We start from the raw sequence: 16,803 nt of genomic DNA, 5'->3' as shown, positions 1-16,803 counted from the left end.
AAATGAGCAATAAATTAAACCACAGTATGTCTTTAGCAAAACCGGATGCTTTAGATATTAATAACAAACAAAAAGTAGCTCTTGCCATAGGTGTTATTGGCTTATTTATTTTAGCCTTAGCACTTTTTAATACTAATTTCCCCAATAAAGGTTTATTTCTTACACTGTCGTTAGGATCTATAATTGGCGGTATTATCATGTATTCTAGAGAAGCTTACCTTACAAAACTAGAAGGCATAAAGAATGATGGTGTTTGGTTTAAATCTATTTCCTCTCGTGGAGTTTGGGGTTGGATTGTTGGTGTAATTTTAACCACCTTCTATATTGTACTTTATTTCTTTCCTAAATATCTAGGTTTGGGTACAGATGGAGCAGAAAACACGGGTTTAATTAGTTTATTTGACCCTTTAAGTCAACTCTTAAGTGGCAGAAATGCGAGCCAATGGTTTGTTTACGGCACCTTGTATACCGTTGCTATTTTAGCTTTTGGATATAAATTTATTCTAAAATACAGACATAATCGTTACCAACAATTACGTACCGTTTCAGTAATGTTTTTTCAATTGGGTTTTGCCTTTTTGATTCCTGAATTTATGTACGTTATGAACAATGATTTACCATACTACGACCTTAAAAGTATATGGCCTCTTAATTATTACATTTTTGATGAATGGTCTGTAAAAGGATTTTTATCTAATGGAAATATTGGTTTGGCGTTACTCATATTTGGTATCCTATCCATCTTTGTTATAACTCCAATCTTAACCTATAAATATGGAAAACGTTGGTACTGCTCTTGGGTTTGTGGTTGTGGTGGCTTAGCAGAAACTGCGGGTGATTCTTTTAGACAATTATCGTCTAAAAAAATGTCGGCTTGGAAATTAGAACGTTGGTTAATCCATACCGTTTTAGTATTTTCTATTGTAATGACTGTTGCCATGGTGTACACCTACTTAGGCTATGATAAAAATGATTTCTGGCTAACCAGAGGTGTTTTTATAAGCTTAGTCATTGGCTTTTTAACTTTAGTATTTGCCGCAGTGATGTTCTTTAAACGACAAGAATTAGGAAAAGATGCAAAATACGGAGCTATAGGATTTTTCATTGTCATTGCTCTTTTACTGATTATGCATTTTACAGGCACCACAGATCATCTATTTTATATTAAAGCTGGCGCCTTAAGATCTGCGTATGGCATTTATATTGGATCCATTTTTTCTGGAGTTATTGGTACAGGATTTTATCCCATTTTAGGAAACCGTTCTTGGTGTCGTTTTGGTTGCCCTATGGCAGCAATTCTTGGATTCCAACAGCGTTTATTTTCAAAATTTAGGATTACGACTAATGGTGGACAATGTATTTCTTGTGGTAACTGTTCTAACAGTTGTGAAATGGGTATTGATGTAAGACACTATGCGCAAAAAGGAGAAAACATCGTACGCTCTAGTTGTGTGGGTTGTGGTATTTGTTCTGCTGTTTGTCCAAGAGGTGTTTTAAAATTAGAAAATGACTCTATGAAAGGCCGTATTAATCCAACAGAAGTCCTTTTAGGAAACGATGTTGATTTAATGGATTTAGTAAATCAAAAATAAGAAGATTACTTTTGCACTTTCAAATACACTAAATGCCCAACATAAAAGTTATTATTCCTGCTTATAACGAAGAAGAATCAATTCCTCTCGTCATAAAAGACATACCTTCTATTGTCGATGAAATTATTGTGGTTAGTAATAATTCTACTGACAACACTGAAATTAACGCCAAAAATGCAGGTGCAACAGTTTTAGTCGAAAACAGAAAAGGGTATGGTTATGCGTGCTTAAAAGGCATGGATTATATTTCTAAACTAGAAAAAAAACCAGATATCGTTGTTTTTTTAGATGGTGACTACAGTGATTACCCTGAAGAATTAACAAAAATCATTCAACCTATCTTAGAGGATAATATTGATTTTGTAGTTGGTGCTCGTGTTAAAGAATTACGAGAAGAAGGCTCTATGACCTCTCCGCAAATTTTTGGTAATTGGCTAGCAACAAACTTAATGGCCTTGTTTTTCCGCTCAACATTTACAGACTTAGGCCCCTTTAGAGCCATTACATACAAGAGCCTTTTAGGCTTAAATATGGAAGATAAAACATATGGTTGGACTGTTGAAATGCAATTAAAAGCTTTAAAACAGAAATTAAACTATAGGGAAATTCCTGTTAATTATAGAAACAGAATAGGTGTCTCAAAAGTTTCAGGAACGATAAAAGGTGCTATCTTTGCAGGCATAAAAATCTTAGGTTGGATTTTTAAATACAGTTTTAAAAAATGATTCTCGAATCAATCGTTATTGTTATATACACCATTGCCATTGTACTTATATTTATGTACGCTTTGGCGCAACTAAATTTACTTTATAATTATTTATCTTCGAAAAAGAAAAGGCAAGATTGTGAAACCTTTGATTTTTCCAATTCTGAAGAAATTCCTTTCGTTACCATTCAACTTCCCGTATATAACGAAATGTATGTAATGAAGCGTTTATTAGATAATATTGCGCTTTTAGAATACCCAAAAGATAAATTAGAAATTCAAGTTTTAGATGATTCTACTGATGAAACCATTGCAACTACAAAAGCACATGTAGAGCAGTTGGCCAAAACAGGTTTAGATATTACACATATTACGAGAACAGATAGAAGCGGATTTAAAGCTGGTGCGCTTAAAGAAGGTTTAAAAATAGCTAAAGGTGAGTATATTGCTATTTTTGATGCTGACTTTTTACCACAACCTAACTGGTTAAAACGTACCATTCCTTATTTTAAAAATGAAAAAATTGGTGTTGTACAAACACGTTGGGGACATATTAATAGAAATTATTCTTTATTAACCAAAATTCAAGCTTTTGCTTTAGATGCTCATTTCACTTTAGAACAAGTAGGTAGAAATAGTAAAGGCCATTTTATAAATTTTAACGGCACCGCTGGTGTGTGGAGAAAAACTTGCATTATAGATGCAGGTAACTGGGAAGGTGACACCCTTACTGAAGATTTAGATTTAAGCTATAGAGCACAACTAAAAAACTGGGAATTTAAATATTTAGAAGATGTAGAAACTCCAGCTGAATTACCAGTTGTTATTAGTGCTGCACGTTCTCAACAATTTCGTTGGAATAAAGGTGGAGCAGAAAACTTTAGAAAAATGCTTTGGCGTGTTATAAAGTCTGATAATATTTCTACAAAAACAAAAGTTCACGGTTTACTACATTTATTAAATAGTACAATGTTTTTAAGCATATTCACAGTGGCTATTTTAAGTATTCCAATGTTATATATAAAAAATGAATATGCGCATTTAAGAAACTACTTTTATATTATGAGTTTCTTTGTAATGAGTACTATTATTTTCTTTGTGTGTTATTGGTTTATGTACCGTAACATTTATGGTAGTGGTTTTAAAAAATTCTTTAGTTATATAGGAATGTTTTTTACCTTTTTCTCTATTGCCATGGGCTTTTCTTTACATAATTCTATTGCTGTAATCGAAGGCCACATAGGGAAACGAAGCGAGTTTGTAAGGACTCCTAAATTTAATATTAGCACTATTAGAGATTCATGGAAAGGCAACAAATACATTATAAAAAAGATGTCTCCTCATGTTATTATTGAAGGCATTTTAATGCTTTATTTTGCTTTTGGTATGTACAGTGCATTTGTGGTTGGTGACCAAGGTGGTGACTTTGGACTGTTTCCGTTTCACTTAATGTTATTTATTGGCTTTGGGTATGTATTTTTTAAATCATTAAGATCTAAAGTGTGATTGCGCTTTGGAAATATCACAAAATTCCATTTCTATTTTTTATTATTAGTAGTGCTTTCTATGCTTGGTTTGCGTATGATTTAATGCGTTGGGACACCATAGAACTATTATTAATTTACATTACTCTCTTTTTTTTAGCTTTTCAAATAATTAAGAAAACCGGTTTTAACTTTAAACTTTTAGTTGGTTTTTCTATTCTGTTTAGATTGCTATTTCTTTTTGCTATCCCTAATTTATCTCAAGATTTTTATCGCTTTATTTGGGATGGCCGTATGATTTTAGAAGGTTTTAATCCTTACCTATACACACCTGATTCTTTTATTAATAATCTAAAATTCCCTATAAATCAAGCTCAAGAGTTGTACAATGGCATGGGAAGCTTAAGCTCCTCTCACTTTTCTAATTATCCTCCTTTAAATCAATTTTGTTTTGTTCTGGCCAACCTATTACCAGGAAAGAGTATTCTAAGCTCAGTTATTGGATTAAGGCTCGTTATTATAGCAGCTGATCTTGGCACACTATATTTTGGAAAGAAACTTTTAGAACGCTTAAAATTACCTTCAAGTAGAATATTTTGGTACATTTTAAATCCGTTTATTATCATAGAATTAACGGGGAATCTTCATTTTGAAGGTGTCATGATTTTCTTTTTCATTTGGTCATTGTATTTATTACTCTCTGGAAAATGGAAATGGGCTGCTGTAGTTTTGGCTTGTTCTATTTCTGTAAAATTAATCCCCCTAATGTTGTTGCCCTTATTTTTTGGATGGTTTACATCTAATACCATAGATAAACAAAATAATACATTAGGATTCATAAAATTAATTACATTCTACGCCATTGTAGGAGCAACTACATTGCTATTATTCTTACCGTTCTTTTCTATGGATTTTTTGAATAACTACTCAAAAACTGTTGGACTTTGGTTTGGAAATTTTGAATTCAATGCTAGTGTTTATTATCTGGCAAGAGCCATTGGTTATGCTATAACGGGTTATAATGAAATTGCCATTATTGGAAAAATTCTACCCTTAATTTCAGTGTTTATTATTTTAGGATTTACATTCTTTAAAAAGAATACTAATTTACCAAACTTAATAACCTCAATGCTTTTAGTACTTACCCTATACTTTTTTTTAAGCACAACTGTTCACCCATGGTACATTGCAACCTTAATAATATTAAGTGTTTTTACCAATTATAAGTTTCCACTAGTTTGGTCTTTGGTAATTGTACTAAGTTATTTGGCCTATTCTAATACTAACAATTCTGAAAATTTGTGGGTTATTGCTTTAGAATACAGTATTGTAATTTCCGTTTTTGTTGGGGAAGTTTTAAAACAAAAAAGACTGCAAGTTTCCTAGCAGTCTTTTTTTATTGGCTATTGGTTTGATGTTATAATTACAACCTCTTAACCTGTATTAATTTATAACTCTCATAGGTTTCTATAAAACCGTTTTCATCTTCTTCTTCATATTCTGTAACCTCATATATAATCTCAAAACGCTTACCAATAAGGTCATTAGATTTTAGATTCACTGCTTTTAGAGCAGCTTCTGTGATTTCAGTAAAATAAACAATTGCCTCACTGTCTTCATCATCTTCATCTTCTCTAATAATAAAAGCATAGCCATCTTCTGCATCGTAACCATCAAAAGTCGCAACCTTAGTTACTTTAATCTTATTTTGATTAATTTGATTTGTAATTGAAAATGCATTTGCGCTTAAAACCATTACCATAAGCACAAATACTGTTATTTTTTTAGTATTCATCGCATTAAATTTTATACTGAAATAATTCAGTAATAATTAAAATTTTCAGTTTGTGGTTTTGGGATTTTGCCACCTCAAGCCCAAATGCTTTTAGATTACAACCTCTTGGTTATAAGTACTGTGGAACTTTAAAAGACGTTATTTTTTGTCTATTTCTGTTTTAAAATAAAAAGTAATTCATTATACTTTAAATATATCATCAGAGTCTTTAAAACTCTTAAATTCTAACATATAATCGTTTGAATCTTTAATAAAAAACGATAAATGTTCACCTGTTTGATCTTTTAAAAACGTGGTTTGAGTTACCACTTTTAAATTCAGATTATTCAGTTTTGCATAGAGTTCTCCCCATTTTTCAACATCTACAATAACACCAAAATGAAATGAAGGCAACATCTTACCTTCAAAGACATAATTTGGGCTATTGAAATTGAATTTCTCGGCTTGAATAAATGTTAGTTGATGACCAAATAAATTTATATCTATCCAATTTTCGTTAGCTCTTCCCAAGGAAGCTCCAATGTTATTAATGTAAAAATTTTTAGTTTCTTCTACACTTAAACAAGGTAACGACATGTGAAATGATGTTTCCATAATTCAACCATTTTAAAATTTATAACATTTTAATATACAGTAAATTACAACATATTCTTAACGTAGCAACACTAATTTAGTCAAAATCTTCACCTTCGGCTCCTGGCTCTAAATCTGGGTCAACTACAGCATCTGGATCATCATCTGCAAAGTCTTCATAATCATCTTCATCATAGTTTTCCATCGTCTGTTCTAACTTAGTACTTACTTTTACTAAATACTTAGTGTCTTCTGTAGTGACTTCTACGGCTTCGACTGTTTCGTTTTTTGCATTTTTAAACGAGATAACATTATCGTCGTCATAGCCATCAGGATATTTCTCTACCAGAAGTGCTAAAATTTCTGGTGTTAATTTTTTAAAATCAACTATAACTCGTTTTAAATGTGCGTCTTTTGGTTTCATTAGGTAAATTCTATTTTTTTCTATATATCAGATGTTATATCCATTTTAAAAATGATTTTCCATGATAAACTTTTAGCAATGGATATGTCATTCTTTAATACTATTTCTGAAGCTATTTTTTTTTTAAATATAATACTTATTTATTTACACGAATAACATCATATACATCTTTTCTTCGATCTTTTAAATTTTTTACAGCTCCAAAGGAATGTAATTCTCTTAATAAACTCAAGTCTACATCTGCAACTAGAATCATTTCTGTATTAGTAGTCGCTTCTGCTTTTATTCCATTACTAGGAAATGAAAAATCACATGGTGTAAATACTGCCGACTGTGCATATTGAATATCCATATTATTTACATTAGGTAAATTTCCTACACTACCAGCAATGGCAACATAACACTCATTTTCAATAGCTCTGGCTTGAGCACATAAGCGTACTCTAGAATAGCCATTTTGTGTATCGGTTAAAAATGGTACAAATAAAATATCCATACCTTCTTCTGCCAATAACCTTGATAATTCTGGAAATTCTGAATCGTAACAAATTAAAATCCCTATTTTTCCTGCATCAGTTTCAAAAGTTTGTAGTTTATGGCCTCTTTGCATTCCCCAAACTTTAGCTTCGTCTGGTGTTATATGAATTTTCTCATAACGCTCTAAACTCCCATCTCTTCTACACAAATACCCAACATTAAACAACTTGTTATCAATTAATTCTGGCATACTACCTGTAATAATGTTGATATTATAAGAGATTGATAATTGTTGCATTTTTTCAACAATAATAGCTGTATATTTTGCCAACTCTCTAATTGCATCAGGTTCGTACATGTGATTGTACTTAGCCATTAATGGTGCGTTAAAAAATTCTGGAAACAAGGCGAAATCAGACCTATAGGCCGCAACACTATCTACAAAATATTCTACCTGCTGCATTAATTCGTCCAAACTATTGTAGGTACGCATTTGCCATTGTATAAGGCCTAATCTAACAACTGTTTTTATAGCACTTGCTCTTTTACTTTTTTTGGTATAATAAATATTATCCCATTCCATTAAAACTGCATATTCATTTGAAGCTGTATCTCCTTCTAAATAGCCTTTTAGAACTCTAACGGGATGAAAATCATTAGAAATTTGAAAATTTAAAACCGGATCGTGAATTTCCTTGCGCTTTACTTTTTCAATATATTCTTTTGGTGTAAGCTCTTTATATTTATGAAAATTTGGCATTCTACCACCAAAAACAATACCTTTTAAATTTAGGTTTTCACAGATTTCTTTTCTGTAATCGTATAACCGTCTTCCTAAACGTAAACCTCTATATTCTGGTTTTATAAAAACATCAATTCCGTAAAGTACATCACCATTTGGGTCGTGTTTCTTAAACGAATCGCCTTTTATAATATCTGCATACGTATGTTCGTCATCAATACTATCATAATCAACAATAAGCGACAAGGCACAACCTGCAATATTACCATCAATTTTTATTACCACTTGCCCTTGAGGAAAAATAGATGTTAAGCGCTCTATGTGGTGTTTTTTCCAATAGGAATCTAAAACACCTCCATAAGATTCTAAGGTTGCAGATTTTAATTCCTCAAAATCATCAACGGTTAAAAACTTTAATTCTATATTTTCAATTCTATGCTCTTCCATTACATATCTAAAAGATAAGCAAAAATTAATGGTGCTACAATGGTCGCATCACTTTCTATAATAAATTTAGGGGTGTTAATATCTAATTTTCCCCATGTTATTTTTTCATTTGGAACAGCTCCAGAATAAGATCCATAACTGGTTGTACTATCACTAATTTGGCAGAAATAACTCCAAAATGGTGTATCTGTACGTTCCATATCTTGATATAACATAGGTACTACGCAAATAGGAAAATCTCCTGCAATACCTCCTCCTATTTGAAAAAATCCAATACCATTTTCAGAGTTATCGGTATACCAATCTGCTAAAAATGTCATGTACTCTATTCCAGATTTCATGGTACTTGCTTTTAACTCGCCTTTTAAAACGTAACTAGCAAAAATATTCCCCATAGTACTGTCTTCCCAACCTGGACATACAATAGGAAGGTTTTTTTCTGCTGCTGCATACATCCAAGAATCTTTTAAATCTATTTCATAGTGCTCCTCTAAAACACCAGATAACAATAATTTGTACATATACTCATGCGGCAGGTAACGCTCTCCTTTAGCTTCGGCATCTTTCCATATTTTAACGATATGTTCTTGAATACGTCTAAACGCTTCCTCTTCAGGAATACAAGTATCTGTAACACGATTTAACCCTTTTTCTAATAAATCCCATTCGTCTTGAGGTGTTAAATCTCTATAATGAGGCACACGTTTATAATGACTATGTGCTACTAAATTCATGATATCTTCTTCTAAATTTGCACCAGTACAAGACACAATTTGCACCTTATCTTTACGAATCATTTCAGCAAAAATCTTACCTAATTCTGCAGTACTCATAGCTCCAGCCAAAGAGACTAACATCTTTGCACCAGAATTGAGTTGTTCTTCATACCCTTTTGCCGCATCAACTAAAGCTGCTGCGTTAAAGTGTAAGTAATACTTTTCTATAAATTTTGAAATTTCTCCTTTATTAGTAGTCATCTTCTGTATTGAATTTAGATTTTTTGTTTCCTTCGTTAGTTGAATTGTTAAAATTACTTTCAAAATCATCTTCTATATTTTGATCTTGAAATTTGTAACTTAACATTTTGTAATACAATTTAGCCGCTAAGAAATCTGAAGATTTCTCCTTTTCATTAGGACATAACTCTACAATATCAAAACCAACTACGTTCTTTTCTTCAAACACTTGTTTTAAGAATTCTAATGTTTCATAATATAGTAAACCACCTGGTTCTGGTGTGCCCGTACTTGGCATAATTGAAGGATCAAAAGCATCTAAATCAAAAGTAATAAACACGTTATCTGTCATTTGATCGATTGCAGCATCCATCCAACTATCATCTTCTGCCATTTCATGAGCAAAATAAGTTTTCTCATCATCCATAATCGTTTTTTCAAGGATATCCATAGAACGAATACCCACTTGAATTAAGTTTGTCGTTTGACTCGCTTCATAAACGGCACAAGCATGGTTACATGTAGAACCTTCGTAGCTTTCACGTAAATCGGCATGTGCATCAATATGTAAAACCGTTAAATCATCAAACATTTCATTAAATGCTCTAATGGTTCCGATAGACACAGAATGTTCACCACCAAAAACAGTAACAAATTTATTCTTCTTAATGTATTGTTTTGTTGCTTGATGAACTGCTTCTACCATAGCTTCTGGAGAATCATTTTCTGTGACAGCATCTGCTAAAAACACACCTTGTTGATACACTTCAGAATCGGTTTCAATATCGTAAAGTTCCATGTTTGCCGAAGCATCTAAAAACGCATCAGGACCTTTGTCTGCTCCTTTTTGCCATGTACTTGTACCATCATAAGGTACAGGAATTAATACAATTTTAGCCGTTTCTAATTTTGCTAATTCTTCTGGAATACCAGCGTAAGTTTTTGTTTTCATGTTTATTTCCCGTGAAAACGGGAATCTTATTAAATTATACTTATTTTATTTTCGAAAAAACACCCCTAAAATCCGCTCAATGGGACCATTTAAACTAGGACTTTATCTTTTCTTTTAAATTTTATTTTCGAAAAGTTACTTCACCTTTTCTTCTGGCTCATAGCCCAAAATACCGAGTAGGTTCTCACTTTTCTGTTGCTCTGCAAATACCTTAGTATTTAAATTACCGTCGGCATCTTTTTGAATTAAAACATGCTTTGGTGTAGGTATTAAACAATGTTGTAACCCTCCAAATCCTCCAATGGTTTCTTGGTAAGCTCCTGTATTAAAAAAGCCAATATATAAAGGTTTGTCTTTATTGTATTTTGGCAAATAAATAGCATTTACGTGTTGCTCGCTATTGTAGTAATCATCACTATCACAAGTTAACCCTCCTAAAAGCACACGCTCATAACTATCTTGCCAGCGGTTTATTGGTAACATCACAAAACGTTTGTTAATAGCCCAAGTATCTGGTAGTGTTGTGATAAAAGAAGAATTAATCATGTTCCATTTTTCACGATCGTTCTGTTGTTTTTGGTATAAGATTTTGTAAATCGCTCCTCCACTTTCTCCAACTGTAAAACTGCCAAATTCTGTAAAAATATTTGGTGTAGCTACTTCTTCCTCTTCGCAAACAATTTTAATTTGGTTTACAATTTCATCTACCATATAGGCATAATCAAAATCGAAAGCCAATGAGTTTTTAATTGGAAATCCTCCACCAATATTCAAACTATCTAAAGTTGGACAAATTTTCTTTAAAGCTGTATAGACTTTTAAACATTTGTGCAATTCGTTCCAGTAATAGGCATTATCTCTAATACCTGTATTAATAAAAAAGTGTAGCATCTTAAGCTCTACCTTTTTATTCTTCTGTATTTGATTTTTGTAAAAAGGCACAATATTTTTATACCCAATACCTAAACGTGAGGTGTAAAATTCAAATTTTGGTTCTTCTTCTGAAGCAATTCTAATACCTACTTGAAACTTGCCTTTAATTTCTTGAGATAATAAATCTATTTCTTCATAATTATCTATAATAGGAATGGCATTTTTATGTCCATCATTTATAAGGTCTGCAATATTAGTAATGTATTGTTCGCGTTTAAAGCCATTACTTAATACGTAGGTTTTATTGGTGATTTTACCTTCTTTTTTAAGTGCTTTAATAATATCAATATCGAAAGCAGAAGAGGTTTCAATATGAATATCATTAGTTAATGCTTCATCTAACACATGCTTAAAATGCGAACTTTTAGTACAATAGCAGTAATTGTATTTGCCTTTGTAATCGTACTTCTCAAATGCATCAGCAAACCATTTTTTAGCCCGTTGAATGTTATTAGAGATTTGTGGCAAATACGTAAATTTTAATGGTGCTCCATATTGCTCTACTAGTTTCATAAGATCAATATCGTGAAACTGTAAGTTTTTATCCTCTAGCTTAAATTCTGGCTGAGGAAAATCGAAAGATTGATCGATAAGATCAATGTATTTATTGTTCATGTTGTAAAAAATGTCAAGTATAGATTAATAAAATATAAGCGTGGTACAAGTTGTATTGACGTTATATCATACTTGAATTTGGCTTTGTGTCGTAGGAACAAAACCATATATATGCTGACTGGCAGCAATTGTAGAAGCGGAAGTTAGCTCTAAAATTCGGTTACTTATCTTATAAGCGGCTTTTGAATATGACTTCCTAATTTTCAAAAACCCGAACGTAAAAACACGTTTCAATTGTTCAGCTAAATGCGGAACAAATGTAATTTATTTTTTAATATGGAAAACTTTTTTTTATTTTTTTTTACACCAATAAAAAAAACCATTAAACTAGAACACATGAGTCTTCTAGTTGATAATGGTTTTAATAATTTTAAAACAAATACAGTATTAACTCCAATTTAAAGCGAATTATTAATCCTAAAACACCAATTTTTAATACATGGTTTTTATAATTTTCACCTTTATTTGAGAGGTCACTTAATTGTTTTAACTTTTACTATTTAGAGTAAAACGAACGATTGTTTGGATTGATAAAATGATATTTTGATTATAATACTGTCAAGGTATCATTAGTATCTATCTCTACCTCAATAGTATCGCAATTCTCTAAGCTTAATTGTACTTTTTGACCATAATCAAATTCATTAGAGGCTATAACTACAACATTGTCGCTAGACAATTCAATCCAATCACTATCTGATCCAAGAGGAATACTCCCAGAATATAGCGTGGTATAGTTATCATCTATATCGTAAATAAGAAAATTGTAGCCATGCACTCCATTGTTAGTTATTCTAACTTGGGGCAAATCATCAAAACAATTTTGTGCTTCAGGGGCTAAGATTTCTGAAGTTTCATTAACTTCATTAGGTAAGTTTGTTGTACAATTTACTATAAGTAAAAGCACTAAAAGTAGTTTTACATTCTTCATAAGTAGGTTATTTTTCATTCTATTTGGGGCTGCAATATAGAAAAAAAAATAACTCAGTCGTTAAAATGTACTATTTATTCGATAAACGGCAATTATTTAAAAAAATGTCGTTTAAAAATTAAAGCATTTTTAAGGTGTTCACCTCTTGTTCTGTTAGGTGTTTCCAGTGACCGCGAGGAATATCTTTTTTGGTTAAATGACCAATAGCTACACAATCAATTTTTACAATATCATAATTGAGATGGTCAAATATGGTACGTAAAATGGTATTTCCCGTGTTTTTAATTTTGATTCCTATTTGAGTTTTAGACTCACCTTGAATATAGCTAATCTCCTCTACTGTAATTAATTTGCCTTCGACTTTAAAACCTTCTTGAATCTTTTTTAAATCTTCATATTTTAGGTTCTTATCTAATTCTACCTGAAATAATCTTGCGACACCATTTTTAGAATTGGTGAATTTTTGCACAATCTTATCATCATTTGTAAATAATAATAGACCTAACGAGTTTCTGCCCAAACGGCCAATTGGCTTTATATTTGCATTTGTAGCATTGGCTACCAAATCCATAACCGTTTTACCTTTGCTTTCTGCAGTTGTAGTTGCAAACCCTTTAGGTTTATTTAATAATACATACGCTTTGGCTTCTGGTGTAATACGACTACCATCAAACCTAACTTCATCAGTACGTTTTACTTTATAACCCATTTCGGTTACGACTTTACCATTAACAGAAACCAAACCAATGGCTATATTTTCATCTGCTTCACGTCGTGAACACATGCCTGAATTAGCAATGTATTTATTTAAACGGATTTCATCTGAATTAGATGGTTTTTCAGACTTCGTTTTCTTTTTATAAGGAGCATTTCCTTTAGCAAAACTTCTTGTTTTGCTATTAGCGTTTCCTCTTCCTGAAGTCTTTCCTTTTCCTTTGCTATCTTGTTGTTTGCTCATGGTATATAAATTTTTGCAAAGGTATAACAATAGTTCACATTTTTTACTTAAATAGTAGAGTAGTTTAAATACTAGGTATTGATATAAAAGTACAAAGCACTATTAATGAAGTTTATATCCTATTTAGAACAATAGATACATCAATCAATAAAATAGAAAACACACCAGCAACAATAATAAACTTAAGCATGTTGTGAAGAATAAGATAATGGGCTTTATTTTCAGATTTCCACAGAATGAGTAAAAAGATGAAGAGCAACACAATACTGAGATAAAAGAAATAATACATATACCCAATCTTAAAAAATAAGACAAGAATGGCTGCTGAAATTATAGTTAAAATCGCGACTACGGTAAGCATAACCTTAGATACTTTTTCTCCATAAACAACAGGTACCGTTCTATAATTAAGTGCTAAATCTCCTTTAATGTTTTCTAAATCCTTAGTAAGTTCTCGCATTGAGATTAATAAAAACAAGAATATAGCATGGGCAAAAACAACTTTTTCAAAATTTTGATAATAAATAAATACAGCAAAAAATGGAGTTACTGTTAAAATTGCTGATACAATATTACCTATTATTGGTTGCTTTTTTAAACGGTGCGAATACAGCCAAATAGCAAAAATATATGCTGCAAAAAATATTACGGCTTTAAACGACACATAACTAGCAAAAACAACGGCAATAAAATTAAGTACAAAATAAAAGGACAGTTTGGTGTTTTGACTCACCAAACGATCTAACATGGTTTTTCTGGGTTTGTTTATTAAATCTTTTTCAGAATCATAGAAATTATTAATAATATAACCTGCTGCAATGGTAGCAGAAGAAGCTAGCACTAGCATTAAAAGGTTAAGACTTAATAGAACCGACTTTAAGGGCTTATCGTGAGCAAAAATATAAACTGAAGCTAAATACTGAGCAATTACAACAACTAAAATATTGTATCCCCTAACTACTGAAAATAGGCTAAAAAATTTGAGAAGAATGTGTTTCTGTCGTCTTGATAACATGACTGATTTTTAGAAAACACTTAGACTGTGCTCAGTGTTGTGGCAACATTTGGACTTAAAAATTATAGACTACCTCTAACTTTTGGCCTTTTAAAGCTTCTTGGGCTCTATCTATATTTTCAGTAAATCCAAGAATATAGCCTCCACCACCAGAACCACATAATTTTAAGTAGTAATCGTTAGTTTCAATACCTTTTTTCCAAAGCTCATGAAATTGAGAAGGGATCATAGGTTTAAAGTTGTTTAATACAACCTTAGATAATTGCTTTGTATTTTTAAATAACGATTTTATATCGCCTTTTAAGAAATCATCAACACAAGCATCAGTATGCTTGATAAATTGGTCTTTTAGCATACTACGGAAACCTTCATTTTTCATATTTTCCATAAAAATACTAACCATAGGTGCTGTTTCACCAACAATACCACTATCTATTAAAAATACCGCTCCTTTTCCTTCAGTCTTTTGAGACGGAATTCCGGTAGCTTCTATATTATCTTTAGAATTTATTAAAATTGGAAGACTCAAATAACTGTTTAAAGGATCTAATCCTGAAGACTTACCATGAAAAAATGATTCCATTTCAGAAAAAACAGCTTTTAACTTTAGCAGTTTTTCTCGTGTTAAATTCTCTAAAACAGTAATTTTATCATTGGCATATTTATCGTAAATCGCAGCTACTAACGCTCCACTACTCCCTACGCCATATCCTTGTGGAATGGAAGAATCAAAGTACATTCCTGCCTCAACATCATCTTGTAATGTATCAATATCAAAAGTCACTAAATCTTTATCTAACTCCTTTAAATACAATGCGAAACGCTTTAAACTCTCATTTGAGCTTATAGCTTCTGGTGTAGAATTATTTTCTGCTTTTAATGCTCCATTATAAAAATTATATGGAATAGATAAGCCTTTAGAATCTTTAATAATTCCGTACTCACCGAATAAAAGAATTTTAGAATAAAATAGTGGTCCCTTCATGTATTGCAAACTATTACTTTAACAAATATACGTATTAAAATTATAATTGGTTGGCGCCTAAACCAATTTGGTCGCAAATATAATGTTCATTTTGGCAATAGTTAGCTAATTCATTCTTAATGAATTGCAAGACATCATCCTTTTCTTTTTCCGGATAAAGAACATGAACATTTGCTCCTGCATCTAGCGTAAAACAAATTTTTGAATCTGTTTTTTCTCTGAATGCCCAAATTTTATTAATAATTTCTAATGTATTTGGTTTCATTAATATAAAATAAGGCATGCTTGTCATCATCATAGCATGTAGCGTTAAGGCTTCACTTTCTACAATTTTGATAAAGGCATTTAGGTCTCCAGAAGCTAGAATTGTTTTCAGTTTTGCTAAATTATCATGCGCTTGGGCAAAACGTTTTGTTGCAAATGGATGACCATACATTAATTGATGACCGACCGTACTGCTCACTTGTTTTTCTCCTTTATCTACTAATAAAATAGTGTCTTGATAATTTTTAAAGTTTGCATGTACATCTCCTTCAAATTTTACACCATATAAATCAGAACTATCTTCAATACTTTCATTTTTTCCCCAAACCACAAGTTCTCCTTCAATACTTCTACATGCACTTCCTGAACCTAAACGCGCAAGGAATGATGCTTTTTGATTGAAATAATCTTGGGACTCTACATTGTCGCTCTCAGGTACAGAAAGCTCCTTTTCAATACTCATTAAGCATAAGGCAATAGCACTCATACCAGATGCTGAAGACGCAATACCTGAGCTATGTGGAAAGGTATTTGATGTTTCTATTTTAAAATGATAATCCTTTAAAAAAGGCATATAAATTTCAATACGCTCAAAAAAGGTTTGAATTTTTGGTTTGAAAGCTTCGTTTTTTTCGCCTTCAAAATAAATATCAAAACTAAACCCTTGGTTATCCTTCTTTGTATAAGTCATTTCGGTAATGGTTTTACAATCTGAAAGTGTAAAACTAATAGACGGATTTTCGGGAATTTGATGTGCTTGCTTTCCCCAGTATTTCACCAAAGCAATATTACTTGGTGAAGCCCATTTTACGGAACCCTTATCAATATTGGAATTGTAGGATTTAAGAATAAAGTCTTGTTCTGTCATTGCGTACTAAATATCTGACCAAGACTGCCTAGAGGCAGCCTTTTCAATTGCATCTTATAATTATCTGCAAAAATAAGTAAATTCTA

The 16,803-nt window shown here is 31.6% G+C and carries 16 protein-coding genes; 4 read left to right on the top strand and 12 right to left on the bottom strand.

Features of this window, described 5'->3' with window-relative positions; genetic code table 11:
- Window positions 1–2: 2 nt before the first annotated feature.
- From KO504_RS11850 to KO504_RS11835, 4 genes are read left to right on the top strand one after another with little or no spacing between them, the layout of a single operon-like run.
- The gene (locus KO504_RS11850) at window positions 3–1,592 is read left to right on the top strand and encodes a 4Fe-4S binding protein (RefSeq protein ID WP_215927109.1); all 1,590 of its coding nucleotides are present in this window, start codon (window positions 3–5) and stop codon (window positions 1,590–1,592) included.
- A gap of 32 nt (window positions 1,593–1,624) precedes the next feature.
- Window positions 1,625–2,317, top strand: coding sequence for a glycosyltransferase family 2 protein (locus KO504_RS11845; protein WP_215927108.1), 693 nt, complete (start codon window positions 1,625–1,627; stop codon window positions 2,315–2,317).
- The gene (locus KO504_RS11840; protein WP_215927107.1) at window positions 2,314–3,804 is read left to right on the top strand and encodes a cellulose synthase family protein; all 1,491 of its coding nucleotides are present in this window, start codon (window positions 2,314–2,316) and stop codon (window positions 3,802–3,804) included. The genes KO504_RS11845 and KO504_RS11840 overlap by 4 nt, the downstream gene beginning before the upstream one ends.
- Complete coding sequence (locus tag KO504_RS11835) at window positions 3,801–5,168, top strand: mannosyltransferase (RefSeq protein ID WP_215927106.1); 1,368 nt, start codon at window positions 3,801–3,803, stop codon at window positions 5,166–5,168. Before KO504_RS11840 ends, KO504_RS11835 begins: the two co-directional genes overlap by 4 nt.
- A gap of 37 nt (window positions 5,169–5,205) precedes the next feature.
- Here KO504_RS11835 and KO504_RS11830 read toward each other — a convergent pair whose 3' ends face one another.
- The 12 genes from KO504_RS11830 to KO504_RS11775 form a co-directional block, all read right to left on the bottom strand.
- A complete protein-coding gene (locus KO504_RS11830) occupies window positions 5,206–5,577 on the bottom strand; it encodes a hypothetical protein (RefSeq protein WP_215927105.1) in 372 nt (123 codons plus the stop codon).
- A gap of 180 nt (window positions 5,578–5,757) precedes the next feature.
- A complete protein-coding gene (locus KO504_RS11825; protein ID WP_215927103.1) occupies window positions 5,758–6,171 on the bottom strand; it encodes a VOC family protein in 414 nt (137 codons plus the stop codon).
- Between the two features lie 76 nt (window positions 6,172–6,247).
- On the bottom strand, window positions 6,248–6,574 hold the full coding sequence (locus KO504_RS11820; protein ID WP_215927101.1) for a hypothetical protein: 327 nt from the start codon (window positions 6,572–6,574) through the stop codon (window positions 6,248–6,250).
- Window positions 6,575–6,710: 136 nt separating this feature from the next.
- Window positions 6,711–8,240, bottom strand: coding sequence for a bifunctional GNAT family N-acetyltransferase/carbon-nitrogen hydrolase family protein (locus tag KO504_RS11815; protein ID WP_215927099.1), 1,530 nt, complete (start codon window positions 8,238–8,240; stop codon window positions 6,711–6,713).
- Window positions 8,240–9,217, bottom strand: a complete 978-nt coding sequence (locus KO504_RS11810) for a deoxyhypusine synthase family protein (protein ID WP_215927097.1) — start codon at window positions 9,215–9,217, stop codon at window positions 8,240–8,242. The genes KO504_RS11815 and KO504_RS11810 overlap by 1 nt, the downstream gene beginning before the upstream one ends.
- The gene (gene speB, locus KO504_RS11805; RefSeq protein WP_215927095.1) at window positions 9,207–10,148 is read right to left on the bottom strand and encodes an agmatinase; all 942 of its coding nucleotides are present in this window, start codon (window positions 10,146–10,148) and stop codon (window positions 9,207–9,209) included. The genes KO504_RS11810 and speB overlap by 11 nt, the downstream gene beginning before the upstream one ends.
- A gap of 135 nt (window positions 10,149–10,283) precedes the next feature.
- Entirely contained in the window at window positions 10,284–11,696 is a 1,413-nt protein-coding gene (locus KO504_RS11800) for an arginine decarboxylase (RefSeq protein ID WP_215927093.1), read from the bottom strand.
- A 547-nt stretch (window positions 11,697–12,243) separates the two neighbouring features.
- Entirely contained in the window at window positions 12,244–12,627 is a 384-nt protein-coding gene (locus tag KO504_RS11795) for a hypothetical protein (protein WP_215927092.1), read from the bottom strand.
- 118 nt (window positions 12,628–12,745) lie between these two features.
- Complete coding sequence (locus KO504_RS11790; RefSeq protein WP_215927091.1) at window positions 12,746–13,585, bottom strand: pseudouridine synthase; 840 nt, start codon at window positions 13,583–13,585, stop codon at window positions 12,746–12,748.
- 112 nt (window positions 13,586–13,697) lie between these two features.
- On the bottom strand, window positions 13,698–14,600 hold the full coding sequence (locus KO504_RS11785) for a geranylgeranylglycerol-phosphate geranylgeranyltransferase (RefSeq protein WP_215927090.1): 903 nt from the start codon (window positions 14,598–14,600) through the stop codon (window positions 13,698–13,700).
- A 55-nt stretch (window positions 14,601–14,655) separates the two neighbouring features.
- Window positions 14,656–15,585, bottom strand: a complete 930-nt coding sequence (locus KO504_RS11780) for a mevalonate kinase family protein (RefSeq protein WP_215927089.1) — start codon at window positions 15,583–15,585, stop codon at window positions 14,656–14,658.
- Between the two features lie 40 nt (window positions 15,586–15,625).
- The gene (locus KO504_RS11775; protein WP_215927088.1) at window positions 15,626–16,717 is read right to left on the bottom strand and encodes a diphosphomevalonate/mevalonate 3,5-bisphosphate decarboxylase family protein; all 1,092 of its coding nucleotides are present in this window, start codon (window positions 16,715–16,717) and stop codon (window positions 15,626–15,628) included.
- Window positions 16,718–16,803 lie beyond the last annotated feature (86 nt).

Source organism: Winogradskyella psychrotolerans, from assembly GCF_018860565.1.
GTDB lineage: Bacteria > Bacteroidota > Bacteroidia > Flavobacteriales > Flavobacteriaceae > Winogradskyella > Winogradskyella damuponensis.
Note: the sequence above shows the minus strand (reverse complement) of the source record. Positions and strands in the feature narration are given on the sequence as shown.